The organism is Paenibacillus sp. FSL H8-0332 (assembly GCF_037963835.1).
Lineage (GTDB): Bacteria > Bacillota > Bacilli > Paenibacillales > Paenibacillaceae > Paenibacillus_AQ > Paenibacillus_AQ rhizoplanae.
The window spans coordinates 788,174-801,980 of sequence record NZ_CP150145.1 but is presented as its reverse complement, the minus strand read 5'-3'; the positions used below and the strand labels follow the sequence as shown (position 1 = coordinate 801,980).

Sequence of the window (13,807 nt, the reverse complement as noted above, 5' to 3'; positions counted from 1 at the left end):
CCCATCCCCGCTTCAGGATGGGCGTTGCTTAGTTCTGTTCTGCTATTCTCTAAGACCAATATTAACAATAACATCCCGGTTATAGCTGCCTCCGGCAAACGCGATGCCTTCCGGCTCCGTCTTGTGGGGCAGCAGCGCCTCGGAGATAATATTGCCGGTATGGTCAAGGTAGCTGGTGACATCGACACTCTTATGGTAAAGGCAGATGTCATCCACCCGATCCTCCATCACGATACGCAGCGCAGTTGCCTCCTGCACCGAGAGCAATTCCCCATGTTGCCGGACAGGCAGCCGTTCTGCATGCACCTGCGGCTTCGCTGCGCCGAAGGGAACGGCCAGGGTTACGATCGCCGCACTCCCAGTCAAGGTAAGGGAACGTTTCATTACCGGATTCCCGCTGTAGTGGCCCTGCTTGAAGATCAGTCCCTGCTCCAGCGTCAGCTGGTCCTCCGCCAGCCCGGAGGGCAGCGGCTTCAGCAGCAGATTGGCTCCCTCCAGCTGCGAGACCACTTCCCCGCTGAGAGAATCGTAGGCCGCTGCACCCGGCGGCAGGTGGAAGTACTGCTCATAACGGTGCTGGCCTTCTGCTTCGAACAGGTCCACGATCAGCCAATAGCTGTTCTTGACGAACAGCACCTTGCGGGAGTGAACCACCGGATCTTCGTACCGGGTATACCCGTACTGGCTCGCAAAGGCATAATCATAGGCTTCATTGAACTCTGTATCCCAGATTCTGCAGCTCGCCGTAGGCGGCGTATTCCAGTGGAAGCTGCGGACATGCTGGTCCTGCCCGTCGATAACTACAGTGTTATGGGCCCGGGTCGAGACTGTATATTTACGTTCCTTGTTCCACTCGAACAAGCCCATACCCGAATCCGCCAGCAGCTCGCGTCCTCCGGCGTAGAGCACCAGACTGAGCGCATCGGAATGCGCATGCCCGCCGATCCCGACACCTGCACGCATCGCCATGTACATATCACTGCGGCTCCAGCCCTGGCGCGAGGTCACATATCCGCCTGCCGGGAAGCAGGCTGCCGTCTCCGCAGGCTCCACGGCCTTCAGCTTATCATACTCCGTTGCAGCCTCCGGCCCCACTCTCCACAGCAGAGAGAACGGCAGCCGCTCATGCCCGAGCGCTTTGAAGTCCCCCCGCTGATACAGATAAGCGCCCAGGCTCATGACATTGCGCAGCTCGCTGAGCACCTGAACATCGGTATCGCCGAACTTGACCAGCTGCCCGTCCGGTGCCAGCAGATGCATCGTGACGACATACATTTTCTCCAGCGTCTCCTGGTATTCTCCGGCATCGATGCCGAGCTTCTGGTACAGAACCACCAGTTCATACAGCTCGCGCATGACGATCAGGTGGTAATTCGGGCTGCCTTCGAACTGTACCCCGTCGGGGTAGACGTTCTCAAGGATGTATCCCGGCAGCTTACGTCCGGCGTATTCCAGCCACGCAGCAGAATCCTTCAGCTCCGGCAGAAGCAGCGCCGTCTGAGTCAGCCCCCGGAGCTGCATGCAGACATGGTTGCCGCCGCTGGCATGGTATTTGCGGACATATTCCCCATGCTGCTGGAAGGACTGAATCAGCTTCAGCTTCACCTCAGGCTCGAAGGCCGGGGAGCCGAAGAAGGTAATGAAGGCTTCCGGCAGCATGAACATCCGCACACCTGCCGACAGGGGGTCCCAGGTTGAATGCTCCGCCCGGAACGTATCATCCACCGGCATAGGGTTATCGTCAATGAAATGGCTGATCATATCATTGAAGCATTTGGCGTATTTGTCATCACCGGTCAGCGCATAGGCTCTGGACAGGCGCTTCACATAGACGAACCGGGTCAGATGCAGCTGATACTGCGAGCTGTCGAACAGCCAGCTGTTCCAGTCATAGCTTCCGTGCCGGAAGACCACTCTTTTCCCTTTGAACAGGGGAATATCCCCCTCCACAATCCGGTCCGCCTCGGCAATATCCTGCTGCGCCTCCTCCTCTCCGCTGTAATGGCTGGCGGCGTACGCCGTAAGCCCAGGAACATCCTTCACCTCAAAGTAATATCTTCCGTTGTTACCCGCTGCAATGACTTCTAAATAAGCATCCTGTGCTCCGGGGACATCGCCTAAGTCCAGCTTTGCAGCTACCTCTGCAAGCTCCGGTCTGTTCAAATCCAGCATCGTGCTTAAGAATTCTCCAGCAGAAAGCTGCGGCTTCGTGTATGCGGGATTGTGCCGCAGGTCCTTATAACCCATAGTCAATTCAATCATCACCTTTATATTCGCGGATCTCTCCGCCTGAATGTCTATTCCTTAATCGAACCTAGCATGGCACCCTTGGCAAAATACTTTTGCAGGAAAGGGTACACCATGACTATAGGCAGCATCGCCAGCAGAATGGCCGCATTCTGGACATTGGGTCCAAGATTGGCTGCAAGCGAGGCATCCACCGCCGCCTCTGCCGAGATATTGGAGGCGCTGATCGCTACCATCTGCCGCAGGAGCGGTTGAATCGGCCAGCGCGTCGTATCATTCAGGTAGATGACCGCCGAGAAGAACTCGTTCCAGAACTGCACCATGAAGAACAGGGTGAAGGTGGCGATAATCGGTTTGGACAGCGGCAGCACGATCGAGTAGAGAATCCTGAATTCCCCCGCCCCGTCGATTCTTGCCGCTTCGTCCAGACTCTCAGGCAGGCTCTGGAAGAACGAGCGGATGACCATGATATTGAAGGCACTGGAGGCTGCCGGAAGCACTACTGCCCAGTAGGAATCGATCAGGCCCAGATTTTTGACGACCAGATAGTTCGGAATCATGCCTCCGTGAAAGATCATCGTGAAGAAAATAACCAGCAGCATGATCCGGCGTCCGGGCAGAAATTTCTTCGACAGGGCATAAGCCAGTGTAATCGAGACAAACAGGCTGAGCACCGTGCCCATCGCCGTGATAATGACAGAGTTCTTGACGGAGGTCAGGAACGTATTCGCATTCAGCAGATAGCTGTAGGCGTCCAGTGTCCAGTGCTTAGGCCAGATGAAGAAATTCCCGGCCATCGAATCTCCCGGCGGACTGAACGAGACCGCGATAATATACAGAAAAGGCAGAATAACCAGCAAGCTGATTAAGCAAATAATGACTACAATAATGGTGTCAAACCAGGTTGCCTTAAGCTTCATAACCTCTCCACTCCTGTTCTTGTTCTAGAATATGCCTTCCTCGCCAAGCAGCCTAGCCGCATAATTGGCTCCGAGGACCAGGATCAGACTGGCAACGGATTTGAACATGCCTACGGTAATCGCGAAGCTGTAATTGAATTGCTCCAGACCGACATGGTAGACGAACAGATCGAACACATTGGAAACATCGAGGTTAAGGCTATTGGTCATCAGGAAGATCTGCATGAAGTTGGAGTCCATAGAGGATCCGAGACGAAGCAGCAGCAGAATCACGATGGTCCCTTTGATGCCGGGGAGCGTAATATGCCAGATGCTCTGCAGTCGGCTTGCTCCATCCACCTTGGCTGCTTCATACTGCTCAGGGTTAATCCCCGCCAGTGCCGCCAGGAAGATAATCGTGCCCCAGCCCGCATCCTTCCAGATCGACTGGAAGATGACCAGCGGCCGGAACCATTCGTTGCTGACCAGGAAATTGGCGTTGCCGTCAAACCACTGGCCGAGGTAATGGTTAATGACGCCCGAAGGCCCAAAGAAGGAAATCGTAATCCCGTAAATCACGACCCAGGAGAGAAAATGGGGCAGATATACGATGGTCTGCGAGACACGCTTGAACACCTTGAGCCGTACTTCATTCAGAAGCAGCGACAGGAAGATGGTAAAGGGAAAATAAATGATCAGATTCAGCAGACTGATCAGCAGCGTATTTTTCAGCAACATATAGAAATCGGAGGTTCCGAAAAACTGTCTGAAATTATCCAGCCCTACCCAGGGACTGTCCATCATGCCCTTGAACGGGCTGTATTCCTTGAAGGCCAGAATGAGTCCTGTCATCGGGATGTAATGAAAGGTGAGAAAGTAGAGAATACCCGGTGCTGCCAGTAAATAAAAGGGCCATAGCTGATGAAACCGTTTGGGTCGTAAAGCTCTCTGCACAGGCTAAACCTCCTTATCCAAATGGGCAAAAGAAAGGGGAAAGCCCCCTCCTTTGCCTCTGTGTATTGTGTTGTATTACTTCGTGGAATGCTCTGCGTGATACTGGTCTAGCAGTTCCTTGGTGATCTGCTCGCCTGAACCCTTCGTCCAGGTATCAATTTCCTTCTGCACATCCTCCCAGGCTCCCTCGCCCAGCACATACTTCGTCATTACCGCACTCATTTTCTTATAGCTGTCCGGATTCTTGCTGGCATACTGTGAGTTGTAGCTGAGGAACGGATTCTCCACTCCGATCTTGCTGATCGTATCCAGGGTCGCCTTTTGCAGCGCCAGGATGTCCGGCTCCTTAGAGTTGGCATACACATATGGATCTGCACGGTTCTCCAAAATGAAATTGTTCGGCTTATCCAGCTCATACTGCTTCTTCTGCTCCTCGGTCTGCACCGCAACCCCATTCTTGAAATCACTGGAATGGATGCCGGTGACTCCCGCTTTGGAGAACGCTACATTCTCTTCAGAGGCCGTGAAGTCAAGGAAGTCTACAATCTGCTGCACCTTATCCTCCGGCACGGAGCTTGGAACCGCCCACAGTCCGTAGTACCCGGAAAGTACAGAAGCACCCTTCTGTCCGTTCGCGCCTTCAAGCACATCGACAATCGCGATTTCGGCCTTCGGGTCCGTCTGCTTCAGCTTTTCTACGTTGGTCTCTACAATATCACTGACATTCCCGACAAAAGCACCCGCTGTGCCCGCAAGGAACTTACTCCGCGCCTGCCCCTGGTTCTTCAGTACCGGCGCATCCTTGTCGATCAGGCCCTTACTCCAGGAATCTCTCAGCCACTCCAGGAATGCCTTGTATTCAGGCGTCTGGAAATCACGGACCACGTTGTCTCCGTCCAGCTTCCACACATTAGGAATGCCAAAGGCATACTGGATCGGGAGGACACCCGAGAAAGGCCCGGGGCTGTTCACACCGTCTGAACCGTAGATCGTGAACGGAATGGTTTTGCCGCCGCCCGCCGGGTCCTTCTCCTTGAACACCGCAAGCGCATTCGTCAGCTCATCCATGGTCTTCGGAACCGGCAGATTATATTTATCCAGCCAATCCTTGCGGATCAGAATATTGGCTTCACCTCCGCCGTAGAGACCGCGAGGCCGGGGAATTCCGTAGGATTTGCCGTCAATCTTGGCACCGTTCCAGACCACTTCATCAATCTGGCTGATATTCTTGGTCTTCGCAAGGTAAGGCGTCAGGTCATGAAAAGCGCCCATTTTCACCAGGTTGTTGAATTTATCGTCCTTGCCGCCATCCATCAGCAGCAGGTCATAGGAATCTCCGGCGGATACTGCCACAGAGAGTTTATCCGTATAGGCCTCGGATGGAACGAAGGTAACGTTCAGATCTACATTGCCGCGCTTCTCCAGATCCTCCAGCGCCTTGTTGTTCGTCATCTCCGGCGGATTACCGAAAAGAATGGTCATGGCCTTGATGCTGGCCGGCTTGCCGGCCGCACCGCTTGGTGTACTGCCTTCCGGTGCCGCTGTGCTGCCTGCTGCTGAATTGTTACCGCCGCCGCAGCCTGCCAGTGCAGTTACCATCAATGCCGCTGAAGCTACAAGCGGTACAAGCTTTCTTGTGATACTCATTGTCATCCCCCATTTGCTTGTATTGATTGCGTTTACATCGTGCTTACACTTTGGATTATAGAAGACGCCGGAGCTTAAGAACATGCCGGATTCCAGCCAAAGTGTCACCATTTTTAAGATTTGCCGGTCCGCAGGTATCTCCATGTCCGCCAATGTACTATAATCTGTTTAGGATAGCCTGCCCGGTATCCGTAGTCCAAAACCCCTTAACGGATGTGACTCTATGAATTCACCCTTTTTCAGCTTTTTGCGGCGGAGCTTCTATATTAAGATGATTGTGGTCATGTTCGCCATCTCGGTGATTCCGCTGATTGTGCTGTCCTTCATCTCTGTAAGCGTATCCAGTACGACAGTGGAGCAGCAGGTGAACCGCCTGAATGCCCAGCTCGTCAATCAGGTCGTAGACCGGATTGAATTAACCATGACCCGGCTGCGGGAACTCAGCGAGCAGTACTCCCGGATCTCGTCCATTCAGAGTGCGCTGGTGTCGCCGTCGGCTCAATATTTTGAAGAGGTGGTCCGCAAAAAGGATCTGATCTCCGTGCTCAGCGGCGCCTCCGCCATCATCGGGAATGTGGAGGGTCTGCAGGTCTATTCCGCCGTTACAGGAGAAGTCCTCTCCTCCACAGAAGCCCCGGCCATGCTGAAGGAGTCTCCATACGGGCCGCTGATTGAAGCGTATCTGGCTTCGGGACGGCCGAATCTTTTTCTGGACAAGCACTCCCTGCCTGAACTTGCTATCCTTCATTCGTCCACCTATTATATCTCACGCGTTCCCTTCGACTTATATAAGGACCTGAAGGGCGTGCTGCTGATCTCCATGAATAACAGCCAATACCAGCAGCAGATTGAGAATATTCAGCTTGGGAGCGAGGGCTCCATCTCCCTGCTGACAGAAGACGGCCTGACCATTGCCACGACCAGCAAGCTCGAGAAGCAGGAGGATACGCAGCGGGTGCAGGAGATTCTGAAGCGCTGGAAGGAGCTGAAGCGCCCGGATCAGTTCGCGGCAGGCTCCTCTATTGTCTCTGTCAAGCAGACCTCCACCTACGACAAGTGGATCGTACTCTCGGAGATTCCGTCCAAGGAGCTTACCGCCAGCGCCGAGATCATCCGCCGGACGGTCACTTATTTTCTGCTGATACTGGTCTGTCTGGGGGCGCTCTGTGTGGTCGGCTTCGGGTATCAGCTCTACCGGCCTCTACAGGCTGTGAAGCGGCAGGTCGATGCTCTGAAAAAAGGGAATTTCGACGCCCGGGTCACCCATTTCGAGAGTAATGAGATCGGGGATCTGGGCCGGATGCTCAATACAATGGCTGTCCGCATACAGGATCTGCTTGCAGACCTGCATGATTCGGAGGATCTGAAGCGCAAGCTGGAGATCCGGGCGCTGCAATCGCAGATCAACCCCCATTTCATGTACAATACCCTCAATACGATCCGTATGTTCGCCATGATGAAGGATTATGAGAAGATCAACTCCCTGATGGGACGGCTGGTGGCCTTGCTGCGGTATTCGATGGAGAATTTCGAGCAGACGGTACAGCTTCAGCAGGAGCTTGAATATCTGGCGGATTATGTCGGGCTGCTGAATATGCGTTACAAATGCCAGATTCATCTGGAGGCTGAGATCGAGGAGCCGCTGCGTGGCATGATGATTCCGAAGCTGGGTCTGCAGCCGCTGATTGAGAACTCCGTGTTCCACGGCATTCTCCCGCGGAAGGCACCGGAAGGGCATATCAATGTGCGGGTATACAGAAGCCCCGGAGGGAGCCATATTATTGTACAAGTCGAGGACGACGGAACCGGTCTGGAAGAGGCTGAGCTGAGGAAGCTGCAGCTCCATCTCCAGCAGGAAGAGTCTTCCGAGAACATCGGGCTGCAAAATGTATGGATGCGCATGAAGCTGCTGTTCGGGGCGGAGACACAAATCCTGCTCACAGGCGCTCCGGGCGAAGGCTTGACGATCCGCATGCTGCTGCCGTCCGGGAACGTTCTGATTAAGGAGGAACCTCATGAATCACTATAGAGTTGTCCTTGTGGAGGACGAGATTCCGGCAAGAACCGTCTTCCGGCATTTCATTGAGGAGCGCGCTGACCTGTTCACCCTTGTCGGCGAAGCCGAGGATGGCCGGGACGGGCTGGAGCTGTTCCTGAAGCATAAGCCTGAGCTGATTGTTACCGACATTACGATGCCGGGCATGAACGGGCTGGAGATGCTGCGCGAGATTGAACGGAGCGGGGTCCGTGCGCCGCAGATCATTATCCTGACTTGCCATCAGGACTTCCACTATGCCCAGCAGGCCATTCATCTGAAGGCAGCCTCCTATCTGCTTAAGGATGACTGCCTCTCCGATCCGGGCCTGTTGACCCGGACGATGGAGGAGCTGGCTGTTCTGGCGGATTCACGCGACGAGACGAGAGACAATTATCTGCAGCTGAAGCAGCAGGTTCGCCTGAGCGAAGTGGAGATCGAGCAGAGCCTGTTCCTGGACATGCTGCGCAGCCCGGCGGCTGAAGCCAAATGGCTTCGCAGTCTTGCGGACTCGCAGCTTCCGCTTCACGGCCAGGGCTTCATGACCCTGCTGCTGGAGCTGGACCGCAACTCCCTGCGCTTCCCGATCGACCAGCTGGAGGAGCTGAAGCTGTGGCAATTCGCCGGGGTGAACGTGCTGAAGGAGCTGCTCGGCAGTATAGGCCCGCATAAGGTTATCGCCCTCGACAAAGGGCGGTTCCTTGCCCTGTATACTGACAGCTTGAAGGAGGGGAGACCCCGCTTTCTGGAGCAGGTGCTGGAGTCTCTGGCCGCGAATCTCCGGATGAGCTGCATCGCCCTGCTGTGCAGCTTCGAACAGGGACTGGAGGACCGGCCGGAGGCGCTGAAGCGGCTGGCTTCGGCGCCGTATCCGTTCTTTTACCGCTGCAATGAGCTTATCGGTATCCGGGAGTGGGGGCAGCTCTCCAGCTTTCAGCGGATTCCCGAGCCGCAGAGCCGCTTCTGGAGCAAGGTGCTGAAGAAAGCGCTGCTGGAGCCGCATCTCAGCACGGCGGCTCTGGAGCAGGAGCGGCTGTCCCTGCACCGTCAGGCCATGGAGCAAGCATGGGACCCGGAGCAGATCAAGTCCCTGTACCTGCGAGTCTTCCTGGATATGAGCCATAACGTAATTGGGGCAGAAGGCGGTGCGGACCTCGAAGCGGAGCTGCGTGTACAAATCGAGCTGTGTCAGACATTCAACTCTGTACATGAGATCACCTGCGATTATTTCCGCAAGCTTCAGCAGTTGCAGGAGGGCGGCCGCAAGATCGACGCCTCCATCACACGTATCATTCAACAGATGCGTGAAGATCTCAGCTATCCCTACAAGCTGGAGGAGCTGGCTGCTTCGATCAATTACAGCGTGCCCTACTTCAGCTCCATGTTCAAGAAGGCCGTCGGCGAGAGCTTTGTCCAATACCTGACCCGCCTGCGGATCGAACAAGCCAAGCTGTTGCTGCTCACCACCGACCACAAAACCTTTGAAATCTCCGAATCCATCGGCTTCGAGAATTACCGGTCCTTCAACCGGATCTTCAAGAAGGAGACTGGCGTCTCCCCCTCCGATTACCGCCGGCAGGGGACTCAAAGCATATAAATTGGATTATAAGCCGTCAGGTACGGCGGTTCACGAACATCAGCATAAGTGCGGAGATGATAATGATCGAGCCGACCCACATCCAGGCCAGCGTCATATTGCCTCCGTCCACTGCTACATAGATCGCGGTGGGCACGGTCTGGGTTCGTCCCGGAATATTGCCCGCCACCATAATCGTTGCCCCGAACTCGCCCAGTCCGCGGGCGAAGCCGAGGACATATCCGGCAGCCAGCGAACGGCTGGCCAGCGGGAGGGTGACATAACGCAGCACCTGAAGCTCGCTGGCTCCCTGCGCCCGCGCTGCATCCTCAAGGTCCTTCTCTACCCCCTCGAAGCCTGCCTTGACCGTGCGGTAGACCAGCGGAAAAGCTACCACGACTGCGGCAATCACCGCTGCTCCCCAGGTGAACAGGATCGTCTGCTCTGTGAACTGTTCATACAGCCTGCCGATCCAGCTGCGCCGCCCGAGGAAGACCAGTAGGACGAAGCCGACCACGGTCGGCGGCAGCACCAGCGGCAGCAGCAGGACCGTTTCGACCAGGCTGTGTCCGAAGAACCGGCGTCCCGCCATCTTCCGGGCAGCCAGCGTGGCCAGCAGGAACACGATCACACTGGTTAATACCGCAATCTTGATGGACAGCCAGACCGGGGCGAAAAAGTCGGTCCAATTGATCTCCATCTCTTTTCACCCTATCTAATAGAAGTTACTTATTTCGCCAATTGAAAGCCGTAACCGGTGAGGACGGAGCTGGCAGCAGTTGTCTGTACATAGCTGTAGAACGCTTTGGCCTCCGCCGGATGCTTCGAATCCTTAACAATGCCCACCGGATAGTTAATCGCCTTGTGTACATGGCCGCCCACCGTCAGGGCGATTTTCACCTTCTTCGAGGTTAACGCGTCCGTCTTGTAGACGAACCCGGCATCTGCATTGCCTGTCTCCACATAAGACAGCACCTGACGGACATCCTTGGCGAAGACCAGCTTGCTTTGCAGCGTATCCCATACTTTTTTCGCGGTCAAGGACTGCTGGGCGTATTGTCCGGCCGGAACCGATTCCGGTTGGCCTACGGCTACTTTTTTGAAGGCTGGAGCGGTAAGGTCAGTAATGGTTGTAAGCTTCGTGTTCGAATCGGAAGGCACTACGAGGACCAATTGATTCTTCAGCAGCGCCTTGTGGTCCGCGATCAGCCCTTTATCCACCAGCGCGTTCATCTGCTTATCGCCTGCCGAGAAAAACAAGTCGGCCGGTGCCCCCTGCTCAATCTGCTTCTGCAGCGTACCGGAGGCGCCGTAATTGAACACCAGCTTAATCTCAGGATGCTGCTTCTCATACTGCACCGCGATCTTGTCCAGACTATCCTGCAGACTCGCTGCTGCGGAGACAATAATCTCCGTCTTCTTCACAGCCGCCTCCACATCTCCTGCTGAACCCGCCGACACTCCCGCCACCATAAGCAGCACCAATAAACCCGCCAACCCCTTCTTCAGCACACTCCATACCTCCCAATTACTATTCTTTATTTTGATCATATTCTAGCAAGTTAAATCGAATTATACAATGTATTTGATTATGTTTGTATATGTTTAGATATAATTAGTATTAAAATCAGGGATTACCCTCGTCCGCACAACAAAAAACCCCACCCTATGTATAGGGAAGAGGCCTGTTCTAAGGCTATTCGCAATAATCTTCTCACCAGTTCCTGTTATTCGACCTTGAAGGCAACCTTGAAGCTTCCCTTGGTATCTTCACCCTTGATCTCAATCCGGTATTTCCCGTCCTTATCGGCTTGCACCTTCTCAGTACCGGATTTATTGGTTCCCAGTTCAGTAAGCACCTGATTATCCGGCCCATATAACTTCATGGACAACTGGCCCTCTTCCACCTTGGATTTGTAATCGATGCTGAGCGTTTCGCCGCTTTTCATGCTCAGCTTCTTCTCCTCTGTGCCCGTAAAAAACTTGTAGGAGCCGCTCATTTTGCTCTTCGTGCTGGACCCGACGTACATTATTTTCTTGTCGCAGGAAGCCAGCAGCACCGACGCCATGATGATTAAGATTCCCATTATTATCCATTTCTTGTTCATATTCTTAACCCTCCCCTGTTTAGATTAGATGGCCGCAGTGCGGACAACGAATATCCTGATTGCCTGCATCAGATGCAGCGTGAATGTGGTGCTGTTTTCTCGCCAGGAGATAAAGGATCAGACCGACGAAATTGGGAATATAGATGACCGCAGTCACCCACAGCCAGGCATTCATCCGCCGCCGCGAGGCATCCTTGTAAATGAATACCGCAATTAGCACATTGAGGCTCAGGAACAGCAGGGCCAGCAGACTCATCACAATAAGCCAGGTCAGATTCTCCTCCACAAAATCGCCCATATACGGACTTATACTGTATCCCAGCGCAATGCAGCTGGCCAGAACGATTGCCGTCATCCCCCCAAAAACGAACTTCTCAACGGTGAAGTGAACTCTCATAAGACCCTCCCCCTGCCTCCCATAGTTCGGTACAATAGTAACGTTCCGGCGATCATTGGAGACAGGATGAACAGCAGCCCCATACTAATCTTCCACTGTAGAGCAGCCGGACCAGCCAGGAAAGACAGTGCCAGCACCATGAATACCAGCCATTGCAGGGCCATTAAAATGGAAAGTGTGCCCATTGTCCTGCGCCCTTGTATCCGCTGAATCGTATTAGAGACAAGCTCTGGGGATGACGTAACAGGCAGCTTGAAATATTCCGCCAGCAGCCTGTCTTCGTCTCTGGGCTCCTTCATTTTAGTTCATCTCCTTCATTAAAGTGTGCAGCAGCCTCTTGCCTTGGTTTAACCGGGATTTGACGGTTCCGAGGGGCACTCCCAGCACCTCCGCAATGCCCTCATAGCTGAACTCCTCATAGTAATACAGCACGAGAGGAGCAAGATAACGTTTGGGCAGACTGCGCAGGCATTCCTCCAGGAACCGGTGCTCCTCATGCCGCAGCAGATCCTCTTCTGCCAGCGAAGCCGGGTCTCTAATTTGAATAAGCTCCGAATCCGAGGACAACCAGGTCCAGAGGGCATATACGCTTTTCCACTTCCGGTAGTGGTCACGGTACATGTTGAATGCCACCTGGAAAAGCCAAGGCTTAAAGGGACGCTCCGCATCATACTTCTCCAGCTTGCGGAGCACGCGTACCCATACCTCCTGGAACAAATCCTCCGCATCCTGCCGGTTCAAGGTAAGATGGCGGCAGAACCGGTATAAATCATCCCTATACCTGACAATGAGAAGCTCAAGATGCTCTTGTTGACCGGACTTGCATCCTTCAACGAGCTGTTTGTCGGTCATCATCTGTTCCCCGCCACCCTTTCAACCTACATTACGAAGTGTTTTGGATATTGTTCGAAAATTCACAAGGTTATTTTAGAAAAAGTTGGGGTTTCTGTTCACAGAACGGTAACCTTCCCTCAAAATAAAGAGCTGTCCCAAGCAGCCATTAATATGGCTTGGGGACAGCCCTTGCTAATACCTTTTATTCAGATTCAGTTCTTCATCCGCGGGTCCAGTACATCCCGCAGGCCGTCGCCCATCAGGTTGAAGCCCAGGACGGTCAGCATGATGGACAGGCCTGGAAAGACTACGGTCCAAGGGGCCTTCTGGATAAACTGCCGGGAATCGGAGAGCATCTTGCCCCACTCCGGGTCCGGCGGCTGAGCGCCAAGTCCAAGGAAACCCAGGGCAGCAGCTTCAATGATGGCTGTCGCGATGCCGAGGGTGCCTTGAACAATGATCGGCGTCAGGCTGTTCGGCAGAATGTGGCTGAACAGAATCCGCCCGTTTTTCATCCCGATGGCCCTGGCCGCCGTGATGTACTCCTCGGACTTCAGGCTCAGCACCCTGGCCCGGACCAGCCGGCCATAGGTCGGAATGTTGACGATGGCAATCGCGTAAAGCGCATTCTGCAAGGAAGGTCCCAGAATAGCTACAATAGCGATAGCCAGCAGAATACTCGGAAAAGCCAGCAAAATGTCAAACAGACGGGAGATGATCATGTCCATCCATTTGCCGTAGTATCCGGCGAGTATGCCCAGCGCGGTGCCGACAATGATCGAGCCGATTACGGAGAAAAATCCTACCCAGAGTGAAATCCGCGCCCCGTAGATCACCCGGGTGAACAGATCCCGCCCCAGATCATCCGTACCGAACCAATGCTCCGCCGACGGCGGCTTCAAGCGGTTCACCAGTTGCTGGGCCTTGAAATCATACGGGGCAATCCACGGCGCGAGCAGCGCAATCAGTACAAAGAACAGGATAATGCCAAGCCCGGCCATAGCCGTCTTGTTCTTGCGGAAGGCCTTCCACGCATCGCGCCAGGGGCCGGAGGCTTGATCCGCCGGAGCCTTAGGAGGTGAAGCCTTTAGTGCTGCCTGTCCCATAGCT

13 protein-coding genes are annotated in these 13,807 nt (G+C 54.4%); 2 read left to right on the top strand and 11 right to left on the bottom strand.

The genetic code is table 11. The features are described from left to right. Positions 1–42 precede the first annotated feature (42 nt). The 4 genes from NST43_RS03430 to NST43_RS03415 form a co-directional block, all read right to left on the bottom strand. Positions 43–2,262 carry an alginate lyase family protein gene (locus NST43_RS03430; protein WP_339222550.1) on the bottom strand — a complete coding sequence of 740 codons (2,220 nt, stop codon included), beginning with the start codon at positions 2,260–2,262 and terminating at the stop codon, positions 43–45. Between the two features lie 35 nt (positions 2,263–2,297). Further along, positions 2,298–3,167, bottom strand: a complete 870-nt coding sequence (locus NST43_RS03425) for a carbohydrate ABC transporter permease (protein ID WP_036693658.1) — start codon at positions 3,165–3,167, stop codon at positions 2,298–2,300. 24 nt (positions 3,168–3,191) lie between these two features. Next, positions 3,192–4,100 carry an ABC transporter permease subunit gene (locus NST43_RS03420; RefSeq protein ID WP_209992081.1) on the bottom strand — a complete coding sequence of 303 codons (909 nt, stop codon included), beginning with the start codon at positions 4,098–4,100 and terminating at the stop codon, positions 3,192–3,194. 75 nt (positions 4,101–4,175) lie between these two features. Then, positions 4,176–5,747 carry an extracellular solute-binding protein gene (locus tag NST43_RS03415; protein WP_339222548.1) on the bottom strand — a complete coding sequence of 524 codons (1,572 nt, stop codon included), beginning with the start codon at positions 5,745–5,747 and terminating at the stop codon, positions 4,176–4,178. Positions 5,748–5,970: 223 nt separating this feature from the next. Here NST43_RS03415 and NST43_RS03410 point away from each other — a divergent pair, with 223 nt between their 5' ends. Together NST43_RS03410 and NST43_RS03405 are read left to right on the top strand one after the other, a co-directional pair. Continuing rightward, positions 5,971–7,776, top strand: coding sequence for a histidine kinase (locus tag NST43_RS03410; RefSeq protein WP_339222546.1), 1,806 nt, complete (start codon positions 5,971–5,973; stop codon positions 7,774–7,776). Further along, entirely contained in the window at positions 7,763–9,379 is a 1,617-nt protein-coding gene (locus tag NST43_RS03405) for a helix-turn-helix domain-containing protein (protein WP_339222545.1), read from the top strand. Before NST43_RS03410 ends, NST43_RS03405 begins: the two co-directional genes overlap by 14 nt. Before the next feature lie 16 nt (positions 9,380–9,395). Here the strand turns inward: NST43_RS03405 and modB are convergent, their stop codons facing one another. The 7 genes from modB to nikC all read right to left on the bottom strand — a co-directional run bounded on the left by modB (position 9,396) and on the right by nikC (position 13,803). Then, positions 9,396–10,058 (bottom strand): molybdate ABC transporter permease subunit, encoded by a 663-nt coding sequence (gene modB / locus NST43_RS03400; protein WP_339222544.1) that lies wholly within the window; start codon positions 10,056–10,058, stop codon positions 9,396–9,398. A gap of 29 nt (positions 10,059–10,087) precedes the next feature. Next, the gene (gene modA / locus NST43_RS03395) at positions 10,088–10,831 is read right to left on the bottom strand and encodes a molybdate ABC transporter substrate-binding protein (RefSeq protein WP_339225326.1); all 744 of its coding nucleotides are present in this window, start codon (positions 10,829–10,831) and stop codon (positions 10,088–10,090) included. A gap of 254 nt (positions 10,832–11,085) precedes the next feature. Continuing rightward, entirely contained in the window at positions 11,086–11,466 is a 381-nt protein-coding gene (locus tag NST43_RS03390) for a hypothetical protein (RefSeq protein ID WP_339222543.1), read from the bottom strand. A gap of 19 nt (positions 11,467–11,485) precedes the next feature. Next, entirely contained in the window at positions 11,486–11,863 is a 378-nt protein-coding gene (locus NST43_RS03385; RefSeq protein WP_339222542.1) for a PLDc N-terminal domain-containing protein, read from the bottom strand. Further along, positions 11,860–12,162, bottom strand: a complete 303-nt coding sequence (locus NST43_RS03380) for a hypothetical protein (RefSeq protein WP_339222541.1) — start codon at positions 12,160–12,162, stop codon at positions 11,860–11,862. The genes NST43_RS03385 and NST43_RS03380 overlap by 4 nt, the downstream gene beginning before the upstream one ends. Before the next feature lies 1 nt (position 12,163). Then, complete coding sequence (locus NST43_RS03375) at positions 12,164–12,718, bottom strand: RNA polymerase sigma factor (protein WP_339222539.1); 555 nt, start codon at positions 12,716–12,718, stop codon at positions 12,164–12,166. Between the two features lie 191 nt (positions 12,719–12,909). Next, positions 12,910–13,803 carry a nickel transporter permease gene (gene nikC / locus NST43_RS03370; RefSeq protein WP_339222538.1) on the bottom strand — a complete coding sequence of 298 codons (894 nt, stop codon included), beginning with the start codon at positions 13,801–13,803 and terminating at the stop codon, positions 12,910–12,912. Positions 13,804–13,807: the final 4 nt, after the last annotated feature.

Bases quoted from the DNA above. Each gene is read 5' to 3' on its own strand.
- NST43_RS03430 (WP_339222550.1), bottom strand. From the start codon at position 2,262: ATGATTGAATTGACTATGGGTTATAAGGACCTGCGGCACAATCCCGCA.
- NST43_RS03425 (WP_036693658.1), bottom strand. From the start codon at position 3,167: ATGAAGCTTAAGGCAACCTGGTTTGACACCATTATTGTAGTCATTATT.
- NST43_RS03415 (WP_339222548.1), bottom strand. From the start codon at position 5,747: ATGAGTATCACAAGAAAGCTTGTACCGCTTGTAGCTTCAGCGGCATTG.
- NST43_RS03410 (WP_339222546.1), top strand. From the start codon at position 5,971: ATGAATTCACCCTTTTTCAGCTTTTTGCGGCGGAGCTTCTATATTAAG.
- NST43_RS03405 (WP_339222545.1), top strand. From the start codon at position 7,763: ATGAATCACTATAGAGTTGTCCTTGTGGAGGACGAGATTCCGGCAAGA.
- modB (WP_339222544.1), bottom strand. From the start codon at position 10,058: ATGGAGATCAATTGGACCGACTTTTTCGCCCCGGTCTGGCTGTCCATC.
- modA (WP_339225326.1), bottom strand. From the start codon at position 10,831: ATGGTGGCGGGAGTGTCGGCGGGTTCAGCAGGAGATGTGGAGGCGGCT.
- NST43_RS03390 (WP_339222543.1), bottom strand. From the start codon at position 11,466: ATGAACAAGAAATGGATAATAATGGGAATCTTAATCATCATGGCGTCG.
- NST43_RS03385 (WP_339222542.1), bottom strand. From the start codon at position 11,863: ATGAGAGTTCACTTCACCGTTGAGAAGTTCGTTTTTGGGGGGATGACG.
- NST43_RS03380 (WP_339222541.1), bottom strand. From the start codon at position 12,162: ATGAAGGAGCCCAGAGACGAAGACAGGCTGCTGGCGGAATATTTCAAG.
- NST43_RS03375 (WP_339222539.1), bottom strand. From the start codon at position 12,718: ATGATGACCGACAAACAGCTCGTTGAAGGATGCAAGTCCGGTCAACAA.
- nikC (WP_339222538.1), bottom strand. From the start codon at position 13,803: ATGGGACAGGCAGCACTAAAGGCTTCACCTCCTAAGGCTCCGGCGGAT.